Source organism: Silvibacterium sp. (assembly GCF_047605705.1).
In the GTDB taxonomy this organism is placed as follows: domain Bacteria; phylum Acidobacteriota; class Terriglobia; order Terriglobales; family Acidobacteriaceae; genus Silvibacterium.
Genome location: NZ_JASGFD010000090.1, coordinates 1 through 11,145 on the forward strand (window position 1 = coordinate 1; position 11,145 = coordinate 11,145).

Sequence of the window (11,145 nt, forward strand, 5' to 3'; positions counted from 1 at the left end):
GGATGGGGCACCCTGATCTTCGTCCCTGCTCAAGCCAGCTTCAGGCTTGGGTGGGAAGGCAGGAATTCTGCATTTCGAAACAGAGCAAGCTCCCGGATCGCCGCTAACGGGAGCGGAAGCTGAAGGCGCTCCGCACTGTGCGAAGCAGCTAGTTGCCCAGTACCGCGCGATACCGCAGCTGGCCCTTGCGCAGCTTGCCGAGCGCCTGGTTGGCGTCGGACATGCGGAAGCTCTCGATCCGCGCACGGACATTGTGCCGCGCAGCCACATCCAGCATCTCGGCAATGCGCCCCGGGCTGCCGGTATTCGAGCCGCAAACGCTCCGCTGCACCGAGATCAGAGGAAAGCCCGGCACCGAGATCGGCTTATCCGGCGCGCCCACAAAGCACAGCGAGCCGTGAGGACGAAGCGTCTGTACGAACGAGGCCCAGTCCAGGTCCGCGGTGATCGTCGAGATGATCAGGTCGAAGCTGCCTGCCAGCTCCTTGATCGCCTTCGACTCGCGGGAGTTTACAAAATGATGCGCGCCCAGCTCGCGGGCTTCCTGCTCCTTCGCGGCGGAGGTCGAAATCGCCGTAACTTCCGCGCCGAAGACCCGCGCAAACTGCAGCGCCAGATGTCCCAGGCCGCCGAGGCCGATAATGCCTACGCGCGAGGCCGGATTGATGCCCAGCGAGCGCAGCGGTGAATAGACGGTAATCCCCGCGCACAGCAGAGGAGCCGCCGTATCGCTCTCGAGCGCCTCCGGCAGCGGAATGGCAAAACGCGAATTCACGCGGATGGCTTCCGCGAAGCCGCCATGCCGATGCACGCAGGTCGGCTGCGCGCTGGCGCACAGGTTTTCTTCCCCCTTGCGACACCACTCACAGCGGCCGCAGGAGTTCGCCTGCCAGCCGATGCCTACGCGCGTGCCGAGCTCGAGCCCCACCACTGCCGAGCCGACCGCGGAGACCATGCCGACAATCTCGTGCCCGGGAATCAGCGGATACTGGCTGATGCCCCAGTCATTGTCGATAAGGTGCGCGTCAGAATGGCAGACGCCGCAGTGCGAGATGCGCACTTCCACGTCGTAGGGGTTCAATTGGCCGGGATCGTACTTAAAAGGCAGAAGCTCCGCCCCGGCTGCGTGCACAGCATAGCCCTGAATGAATGACATTGCGTTCAACCTGTCGATGATACGGATCGGAATGCCAGTCCGGAAGAGAAGCCGGCGCGAGCGTCCAACCTATTCTACCCGGATTGCGATCACCTGCTGCCCATTCAAAACAGCATCGACTGGAACCGACGCCAGCGGCACCGCCGATTCCCCATTCAGCGAGGCGGAATGGTTCTCTTTCTGCGGCTCCAGTGCGTTGGCCAGTGAGAGCGGCACTGCCGTCAGCGTGCGCCCATCCACGCCCACCTGCGGATCGGGCGCCAGCAGTGTCACATAGAGCCGGTCGCTCGGATGCTGCGCATTTAACTGCGCAATCGTTGCTGGAATATCAAGTTCCGGACCGCCGAACTGTGGCGGCTGCATCAGGCGATCGAGCGTCGCCCCGTCACTCACCAGCAGGCGCACCTTTCCATTCGGCAACGCAGCCGGCAAGGTCACCGGGATGCGCACATTCCGCACCTCGCCCCGCCACGGCTGCAGCGCCGCCTGCACCGTGATCGTGCTGCCCGCATGCACTTCGGTCGCATCGATCGTCGCCTGCTGGATATCGATCGTGCGTCGCCCGGGAATCGCCTCCACATCGAGCGTGATGCCTTCGACCGGAGTGCGCCGCGCCGCATTTTCATACAGTTTCGAGAACGACTGTCCCAGCACCACCGCCGCCATCAGGTTCGCCGGTGCAAGGTCAGTAGGCGCAACCAGATTCTCGAAGCTGACTTCCGGATAATCCTTGAGCTTCACCTTCGCGCGGATGCGATAGGTCATCTCCGATGCGTAGCGGTTTGACTCCATCAGTCCCTGGTACACCGACACCATCACCGCCGAAGGTGTCACCTGCTCCTGATCGACAACTTCCAGGTGCAGCGTCTTTGCATCCGCCGCACTTCCCTGCTGCGCGATGCGCACCGTCATCGGAATCATCCGCGCATCCAGATGAAACTGGCCCATGATTGCCGTCTCACGATCCTGCGTGAACGAGCCGATCGTTGACGTTGTATTCACGATCTTGAAGGCGTTGTATTCGGAAGGCAGCGTAGCGACCACGTCGGCGCGCGTCATCGGCATCGATACAGGTCCGAACTGTGTGATCGGATGTCCGCAGGCCAGCAGATGCTTCGCATCCACGTACGTCACCGTGCAGGTCGCGGCCATATCCAGATCGCCACGCACCAGGATCGCGCTCACTGCCGAGCCCGGAATCACGGGATCGTTCTCGCTCTTCGCATCGTCTGCCGCAGATCCCGCACCGCCGATACCCGCCACCGGCATCAGCCCCATATCGGGCGCATGCTCTTTCCAGAGCTTCAGCGCCTCCGGCGAAAAGCCGGAAAAGATCAGCGGCGTGTCGATCGGTTTGATCAACGAAGAGCCCGCACCCAGAGAGGCGAGCGTAGGATCGGCCGCCGCACTCTCCGCAGCCGCCGCAGTCAGCCCGGTTGCTGCTGCTGTCTGCGTATGCTCCTCCGCGGCAGGCGCAGCCTCCGCCGGATTCTCGTCCCGCACCTGCAGCATCTGCTCGATCGGCGTGATCCCGCAGATCGGCTCCTTGCTGAAGACGCCGATGCGATACGCCAGCGCGCCTGCGAGTTTGCCGTCGATATAGACAGGGCTGCCGCTCATGCCCGCGACCACGCCGGTGTATTCGGGCTTGGTGCCATGCAGCCGTGCCAGAATCATGTCCTGGTGCGGCCCGATCGCATTGTGCAGCACACCCAGGATCTCCACGTCCATCGGCTCCGGCGTCGTGCCCTCAAACACCGTCCAGGCCGTGCCATGCAGACCGCGATGCACCTGCGTGAGCGGAAAGATGGCATTGGAAGACGGCGGAGCAGGAGTTTCGGCGGGCAGAAGCGCAGGCGCAGCAAGAGCGGCAAGCACAATCAGGCAACGGGTGCGGCGGAACAGGTCCGGTGCGAGGCAATACACGCTTTAAGACTAGAGCAAAAGCTGGACTCTGCCCATCGATTCGCGCGACAGGCAAAATAAGCGGCTGCGCTACATTCGCTGGTCAGACGGATCCATCGGCCACCCGGCTTTTCAGGCACAGCAACACGCTTTTCCACTCCTGCAACCCGGTGCTTGCGGGGAGAGCACGGCAGGCACACAATGGAGGCAACCATGAAACCCACGTCTGGTCGTCTTGCTGTTGCGTTGACTTCGCTGCTCGTCCTTATTCAGGGATCAGGCTATGCCCTGGGCCAGCAGAGTGACTCCACCACACCATCTCAGCAGCAGACAACCACCACACCGGCGCAGCAGCCCCAGCAGACACAACAGGATCAGACCACGCCGCAGGATGGCGGTCCCACCGGCGACAACGGCGCCATCGCTATCCCGAAAAAGAAGGAAAAGGACGAAGCTCCACCACCGCTGCCTCCGCCCCCACCGAAGAATCCGGAGGGCCTGGGCACTCTCTCCCTGCGCGTAAACGTTCCTGAAGTCGACGTAAACGTCGGCGTCATCCTCGAGAAGACGCACCAGTTCGTACCGAATCTTCAGCAGGCCAACTTCCGTGTGTGGGAGGATGGCCAGCCGCAGCAGATCACGCATTTTCACCAGATCAAGGCGCCCATCACCGCCGTCATGCTGCTGGAGTTCGCCTCCAACAGCTATTACTTCATCCATGACATGCGGAACGCGGCCTGGACCTTCGCCCAGCAGCTCCGCCCCGACGATTATGTCGCCGTCATGACCTATGACATGCACACCGAGATCCTCTCGGACTTCACCACCGACAAGCGCGTGGTCATGAATGCCCTCAACACCCTCACCCTCCCCACCTGGAGCGAGACCAACCTCTTCGACGCCCTCTACCAGACGCTCGACCGCCTCAGCCGCGTCGAGGGCCGCAAGTATGTCGTCCTGATCTCCTCTGGCCGCGATACCTTCTCGAAAATCACACTCGATAAGGTCCTGCAGAAGATCCGCGCCACGCCGAACGTCACCATCTTCACCATCAGCACCGGCCAGTGGATCCGCACCATGACCGAGGGCCGCGGCGGCATGAACAGCCAGATCCGCGACATGAATTACCTCCAGGCCGACAACCAGATGAACACCTTCGCCCGCATGACCGGCGGCATGTCTTTCTTCCCGCGCTTCGCCGGCGAGCTGCCTGATGACTTCGGCCTCATCAACGAGTCCATCCGCAACCAGTACGTGCTCACCTATACGCCGACCAACCAGAAACTCGACGGCACCTACCGCAAGCTGCAGATCGAGCTGGTCGACAACGAAGGCCATCCACTGCGCATGCAAGATGAGAAGCACAAGCCGCTGAAGTACGACATCATCTCCCGCGACGGCTACAAGGCCAAGCAAGAGGTCGAGTAGGCAAATCCATTCGTCATTCCAACCTAAGCAACCAGGGGAGCGCAGTGGAGGGACCTGCGGTTTCGTTCAAACCATGCCCCAGAACGGTCTCTAATACTCCCCTAACCCGTTTTTGAACACGGAAGATATCACCGCAGGAAATAATCCACCCACCGCCGCGACTTTCCCTCCCGGCATCGGGTCCGACAGGAAGAGATGTGCTGCCAGGCGAGGCGAGGGCTTGCATGTCGGGAGAACGTCATGCCTCAACCTCCACTCACCCGCCGGGCCTTCCTGAAAGGTGGCGCCCTGGCCGTTGTCGGCACCACCGCCATCCCCAGCTTCCTGACCCGCTCGGTTCTGGCCCAGGCGACAACCGCCCAGGCCCAGGGCAAACGGCTCGTGGTCATCTTTCAGCGCGGCGCGGCCGACGGCCTGAATATCGTCGTTCCCTACCGCGAGAAGGCCTACTACGACCTCCGTCCCTCGATCGCCATCCCGCAGAATCAGGTCATCGATCTCGACGGCTTCTTCGGCCTGCATCCGGCCATGGCGCCGCTCAAGCCGCTCTGGGACCGGCGGGAGCTGGCCATCGTCCACGCCTGCGGCTCACCTGACCCGACCCGTTCCCACTTCGACGCCCAGGACTTCATGGAGTCCGGCACGCCCGGCCTCAAGGCCACGTCTGATGGCTGGCTGAACCGCGCCCTCGCCGCCGAGGCCCCGTCTCACCGGACCGGCACGCCTTTCCGCGCCGTCGCCCTTGGCGCGCAGGTACCGCGCACGCTCCAGGGGCGCGTGCCGGCTGTCGCCATCAACAATGTGAAGAACTTCACGGTAGGCAGCGCCGGCCCTAATTCCGGCATGGGGCCGAATGCAGGACAGGAGCCCGGCTCCGACTTCTCCGCCATGTACGACGAGAGCGTCAACACCGTGCTCCACGGCACCGGCCAGGAAACCTTCGAGGCCGTCCGTATGCTTCGCTCGGCCGATCCGGGAAACTACGTCCCTGCTGCCGGCGCCAACTACCCGAACAGCGCTTTCGGCAACAGCATGAAGCAGGTCGCCCAGCTCCTCAAGGCCAACCTCGGCGTCGAGACGGCCTTCGCCGACATCGGCGGCTGGGATACCCACCAGAATCAGGGCGCGGTCAGCGGCCAGCTTGCAGGCCGCCTCAAGGAGATGAGCGAAAGCCTCGCCGCCTTCTGGACGGACATGGGCGACGAAGCCGGCAATATCACGCTGGTTACCATGTCCGAGTTTGGCCGCACCGTCCACCAGAACGGAACCGGCGGCACCGATCACGGCCACGCCAATGTCATGTTCGTGATGGGCGGGCAGGTGGCCGGCGGCAGGGTCTATGGAAAATGGCCCGGCATGGATAAAACCCAGCTCTACGAGGAGCGGGATCTCGCCATCACCACCGACTTCCGGCAGGTCTTGGGAGAATCCGTCTACAAAACCCTCGGCGCCCATAATCTCAACACCGTTTTTCCAGATTCAGGTCTGCAATCGAATCACTTCCTGAACATCCTTAAAGCATGACTTGAAGGCATCCAGTTGGTAACGGTTTTGGCTGTCCACTTCAAGTAGCGCTCAAAGAACACCCTCCAAACAACGGAAAAGGCAGGAGCCGAAGCTCCTGCCTTTTTCACTTCCGGTGCCCCTGCCAAGTTACCCCTCGGATTCCAGGATCTGCAGGTCGAAGGGCTTCTCCAGAAGACATGGCATCGCCTCGATACGGTCCAGAGCCCGCCGCAGGCAGGAGCTGGTACAGGGCTCTACCGTCACCACGAACGGTAGGTTCGTCGTTGCGAAGCCCGGCTTCTGGAAGATCGCGTGAATGTTGATCCCCTCCACCGCCAGCGCCTGGGCGATCTCGGCGATGATGCCAGGACGGTCGTCGACTACGAAGCGGATGGAGTGCCGCAGCAGGAACTCGCCACCCAGCGCCTTCTTCCGGCTCGGCAAATCGACGGCCCGCGAGCCGTGAGCGATCGAAATCAGGTCCGAGACCACCGCAACCGCCGTCGGATGCCCGCCTGCACCGTGGCCTGAGAAGACCACGTCGCCACCGTACTTGCCGCCGACGAGCACCGTGTTCTCCGTCCCGTGCGACCAGGCCAGCGGTGATGTCTTCGGAACCAGCACAGGCCCCACGCTCGCCAGCACATCGCCCGTCGCCAGCTCTTCCCCGCGAATCTCCGCCCGCGAAATCTGCCGGATCGTGCAGCCAAGCTCCTTGGCATAGGCAAAATCGATCGCCGACACCGACCGGATCGACCGGCACGGAATCTCCGCCGGATCGAGATCGGCCCGCAGCGCCAGCCGGGAGAGAATCACCAGCTTCGCGCGCGCGTCAAAGCCGTCCACGTCCTCCGTGGGATCGGCCTCTGCATAACCCAGCGATTGGGCTTCCTTGAGCACGTCCTCGTACTCGGCGCCCTGCTCCATCTTCGAGAGGATGAAGTTGCAGGTGCCGTTCAGGATGCCTTCGATGCGCAGCACCTGGTCACCCGCCAGTCCCTGCTGCAGACCCGGGATTACCGGGATGCCGCCCGCGACTGCCGCGCCGTAAAGCAGGTTCGCGCTGGTCGAACGCGCCAGCTTTTCGAGAGCGATGCCCTGCGTCGCGATCAGCTTCTTGTTCGCCGTCACAACCGACTTGCCCGAGGCCAGAGCCCTCTCCACCCACGAGGCCGTCGGGTCGAGTCCGCCCATCAGCTCGACGATCACGTCGGCGTCCGACGTCAGAATCGTTTCGATATCTTCCGTCCAGCTGACCGTCGAAGGAACCCAGTCCTGCTTCTTCCGCGCGATGTTGCGGTTGTAAATGTGCGTGAGCGTCAGGCCCTCGGGCCGGCGATCAACGAGGATGCGCGCGACCGAACTACCGACGGTCCCAAAGCCAAGGATGGCCACTTTCAAAGGCGATGCAGGTGACGGCACTTCTTGCTCCGTGGATAAGGTTTCTTTTTAGGGTATATGACAATCGCGGCTTATCTGCCGTCTCCAGCCAGCAGGCTCGACGACAGAACGGGGGCAACCGCATCCTCCGTCTCAGCCTCGTTCGACGCCTCGGCCTCCGGTTCCGGCTCCTGAATCAACGGAATCCGCAGCTCCGCGCGGCATCCGTGTGGCTCGCGGTTCCTCAGCTCGATCGTCCCACCGTGGCCTTCGGCGATCTGCCGCGCCAGCGCGAGTCCAACACCACTGCCCGATTTCTTCGTCGTGTAGAACGGCACGAACAGATTCGAGGGATTGGTCAGGCCCGGACCGTTGTCGTCGATCAGGATGGCCAGCTGGCGCGGATGCAGCTTTGCCCGCACCGTCACCTCGGGAATGACCTCTGTCCGCGTCTCCTCGGCCGCCGTCTGCGCAGCCTCCACCGCGTTGCGGATCAGATTGATGAGCAGCTGCTCCATCTGGTCGGGATCGGCCGACACCTCGAGCGCGAGAATCTCGGCCGAAGGCTCCAGATAAACCTCGACCCGCGTCTCCAGCCGCACCGTGCGTTCCAGCAGCGGCCATACCGCCACGCGCCGCATCGCCGGAGCGGGCAGCTGCGCCAGCTGGCGGTAGGCCTGCACAAAGCGATGCAGCGACTCCGCGCGCCCTTCGATGACCGAGAGCCCGCGGTCGAAGTCCGGAGGCACCGCGGCCGCCTCGGGACGAGGCAGGCGGCTGCGCAGGCTTCCGGCGATGGACTTGATCGGAGTCAGCGAGTTGCTGATCTCATGGCCAAGTACGCGGATGAGCCGCTGCCATGCCTGCCGTTCCTCTTCGCGCAGCGCGGCGGAAACATCCGACAGCATGACCAGCGTATGCGGCTCGCCATGCTGGCGGAACATGCTGCGATGCACCATCCAGCGCGAGGGGGAACGCGCCACCTGCCCATCCAGATGCAGAATGCCTTCGTCCTGCTGGTGCAGCAGGTATTCGAGTCGCAGATGCACCGCGAAACGCCCGAGATCGCGCGCCGGATTCAGCGCAAAGAGGCGCTCCGCTGCGGGATTCATCAGCCGCAAGGCCTGATGCTGATCGAAGGCCAGCACCGGCGCGTCCAGCTCGGCGATCACGCGCCGAAAGAGCGCAGCAGCTTCGAGCGCACCCAGCCGCTGCGCCTGGTGCATGTCCGCCAGCGCGTTGATCTCGATGGCCAGGTCACCGAAAGGGTCGTCCGGCCGCGCTCCACGCGCGCGAAAGGAGTAGTCCTCCTCGCGCAGCGCCGCGACAACATTGGCCAGCGTTTGCAGAGGGCGCACCACCTGGTCCATGAACGAAGCGATGGCCAGCAGCATCGCCAGGGCCGCAATCGTCATGATGCTGACAATCGCGGCGGCCGTCAGATGCTCCACGATCAGTAGCCACAACAGCAACCCAAGGGTGGGAAGGCTCAACAGGCAGGAGAAGAAGCGCAGACGCGCCTCAAAGCTGAGGCGCCCGCTGATCGGGCGATTATGCCTGTTTCTTCTCCGGGTGTGGCTAGATCCCATACTTTTCCATCCGCCGGTAGAGCGCGCCACGGCTCAGGCCGAGCGCTTCTGCCGCCTGACTCACATTCCCGCTGGAACGTGAGAGGGCTTTGCGGATGAGGATACTCTCGACGGACTCCAGACTCATCTCTTCGAGACTGGGCCCAATGCCCGAACCATGTCCAGAACCTGACGTGCGCCCCTGCGAAAGTCCCAGGTCGACAGCTTCAATCTGGGAACCACGGGCCATCAGCACCGCGCGCTCGATGGTGTGATCCAGCTCGCGCACATTGCCCGGCCATCCATATTGCAGCAGCGCCTGCACCGCCCCCGGATCGAAGCCTGCCGCCTGCTTCCGGTAGCGTTGCGCGTAGCGAGCCAGAAAATGCGCAGCCAGCAGTGGGATATCCTCGCGGCGCTCGCGCAGCGGCGGCAGATGAATCTCGACCGTGTTCAGGCGAAAGAGCAGATCGGCGCGGAAGCGCCCGCCATCTACATCGGCGCGAAGATCCGCATTGGTCGCCGAGAGCACGCGCACATCCACGCGCCGCGTCTTCGACGAACCCACGCGTTCCATCTCGCCGGTCTCGAGCACGCGCAGCAACTTGGCCTGCTGGCGCGGCGGGATGTTCGCAATTTCGTCGAGGAAGAGCGTGCCGCCGTCGGCCAGTTCGAATCGCCCGATGCGCTCGTTGCGTGCATCAGTGAATGCGCCTTTCACGTGCCCAAAGAGCTCGCTCTCGAAGGTGCCTTCCGGCAGCGCGCCGGTATTCACCGCAACCAGCGAGCGCGAGGCGCGCTGCGAGAGCGCATGCAGCGATTGCGCTACCACTTCCTTACCTGTCCCGTGCTCGCCGGTAATCAGTACGTTCGCGTCCGATGGGCCGATACGCGCCATCGTCGCCAGCACCGTCTGCATCGCGGGAGCGGTAGCAATCATCTCTGGCAGTCCCTGCGCGCGCAGCATGCGATTCTCGGCTTCGAGCCTCTGGGCCCGCCGGACCGCATCGTGCAGCTCGATCTGCGTGCGCAGAATCGTCAGCAGACGCGCGTTATCCCAGGGCTTCTGGATAAAGTCCTGCGCGCCCCGCCGCATCGCCTCGACGGCGACTTCGACATTTGCCCACGCCGTCATCACAATCACCGGCATCTGCGGATCGTAGGACTTGATCTGCGAGAGCAGGTCGAGTCCTTCCTTGCCCGAGGTCGTATCGCGCGTGTAGTTCAGGTCGATCAGCAGCGCGTCGTAGGTGCCGGACATCAGCGCCTCGAGCACCATATACGGCGAGCGTGCCGTTTCCAGTCGAAAGCCCTCGGGCTCAAGGAGTAGCTCGAGGGCTTCAAGAATGTGAGGCTGATCGTCAGCCACCAGGATACAGGGCGTGCGGCGAAACTCCGCCGCAACACCCGCTGCTTCGAGTTGAGAATTCATGGCCATGACTACTTTCAGAAACAATGAGCTTCAAATCGCCGTAAGCCTGCTGCGCTTTCGGCGTCTTCCTTCAGAGGTTGATCCGGCAATATCCGGCTATACCTCACTCAGACTCTCCACCTCGGCGGCTGGAATGGAGCGGAACTTTGCGGCCAGCCTGCTCAGCCAGTTCGGATCCATGCAGGGGCGCTCGATGAACCGGTAATACAGCAGGCACAGAAACACCACCGGAAGAAGGAGAACGAAAAACTGGACAAGAAGGTTGAGAGGCACACCCCACGCCCCATGGAGAAAATGCTTCGTCGCCTTGAACAGAACCGCGATCAGCACAAAATGCAGCAGGTAGATGGAATAGCACGCTCCACCCACAATCGCGATGAGCTCGAAGCGGAGAAAGCGTCGCAGCATCAGGCTTCGAAGCCCGGCGAGCACCAGCAGGGTGTCCACGGCCGGAAGCAGAAGATGCATCAGGTTATCGTGGCCCTGGATCAGGAACATCACGGGAAGGGCGCCAAGCCCGACGATGTCCCAGGACCAACCAGCTCTTAGGCGGGTCAGATCACGCACGCAGATATCTGCGATGAGTATTCCCGCAAGAAAATACTGCACGTAATACAGCAGCGTCAGGTGCAGGAGACCCGTTTGCGTTACATGCCATTGCAGAAGCCCGCACGCCCCAACCGCCGACACCAGCAGCAGCCGCCTTGCGAGTGCACTCTGGATGCGGAAGACCTGCATAAACAGGGGAGCCAGCAGATAAAACTGGATCT

At 62.7% G+C, this 11,145-nt stretch carries 8 protein-coding genes; 2 read left to right on the forward strand and 6 right to left on the reverse strand.

Annotated elements, in window-relative coordinates; all coding sequences use genetic code 11:
* Nucleotides 1-148: 148 nt before the first annotated feature.
* Nucleotides 149-1,156 carry an NAD(P)-dependent alcohol dehydrogenase gene (locus QM649_RS19525; RefSeq protein WP_415200755.1) on the reverse strand — a complete coding sequence of 336 codons (1,008 nt, stop codon included), beginning with the start codon at nt 1,154-1,156 and terminating at the stop codon, nt 149-151.
* Nucleotides 1,157-1,225: 69 nt separating this feature from the next.
* Nucleotides 1,226-3,082, reverse strand: coding sequence for a SpoIVB peptidase S55 (locus QM649_RS19530; protein WP_415200756.1), 1,857 nt, complete (start codon nt 3,080-3,082; stop codon nt 1,226-1,228).
* Between the two features lie 192 nt (nt 3,083-3,274).
* Between QM649_RS19530 and QM649_RS19535 the strand changes: the two genes are divergently transcribed.
* The gene (locus QM649_RS19535; RefSeq protein WP_415200757.1) at nt 3,275-4,489 is read left to right on the forward strand and encodes a VWA domain-containing protein; all 1,215 of its coding nucleotides are present in this window, start codon (nt 3,275-3,277) and stop codon (nt 4,487-4,489) included.
* 240 nt (nt 4,490-4,729) lie between these two features.
* Nucleotides 4,730-6,013 (forward strand): DUF1501 domain-containing protein, encoded by a 1,284-nt coding sequence (locus QM649_RS19540; RefSeq protein ID WP_415200758.1) that lies wholly within the window; start codon nt 4,730-4,732, stop codon nt 6,011-6,013.
* 129 nt (nt 6,014-6,142) lie between these two features.
* On the opposite strand, the gene QM649_RS19545 is transcribed toward QM649_RS19540, so the two are convergent.
* From QM649_RS19545 to QM649_RS19560, 4 genes are all read right to left on the reverse strand, one after another.
* Entirely contained in the window at nt 6,143-7,417 is a 1,275-nt protein-coding gene (locus tag QM649_RS19545; RefSeq protein ID WP_415200759.1) for a homoserine dehydrogenase, read from the reverse strand.
* Nucleotides 7,418-7,467: 50 nt separating this feature from the next.
* Entirely contained in the window at nt 7,468-8,964 is a 1,497-nt protein-coding gene (locus QM649_RS19550) for a sensor histidine kinase (protein WP_415200760.1), read from the reverse strand.
* On the reverse strand, nt 8,954-10,375 hold the full coding sequence (locus QM649_RS19555) for a sigma-54-dependent transcriptional regulator (protein ID WP_415200761.1): 1,422 nt from the start codon (nt 10,373-10,375) through the stop codon (nt 8,954-8,956). The genes QM649_RS19550 and QM649_RS19555 overlap by 11 nt, the downstream gene beginning before the upstream one ends.
* A gap of 96 nt (nt 10,376-10,471) precedes the next feature.
* The coding region (locus QM649_RS19560) for an acyltransferase family protein (protein ID WP_415200762.1) at nt 10,472-11,145 on the reverse strand (674 nt) is incomplete at its 5' end.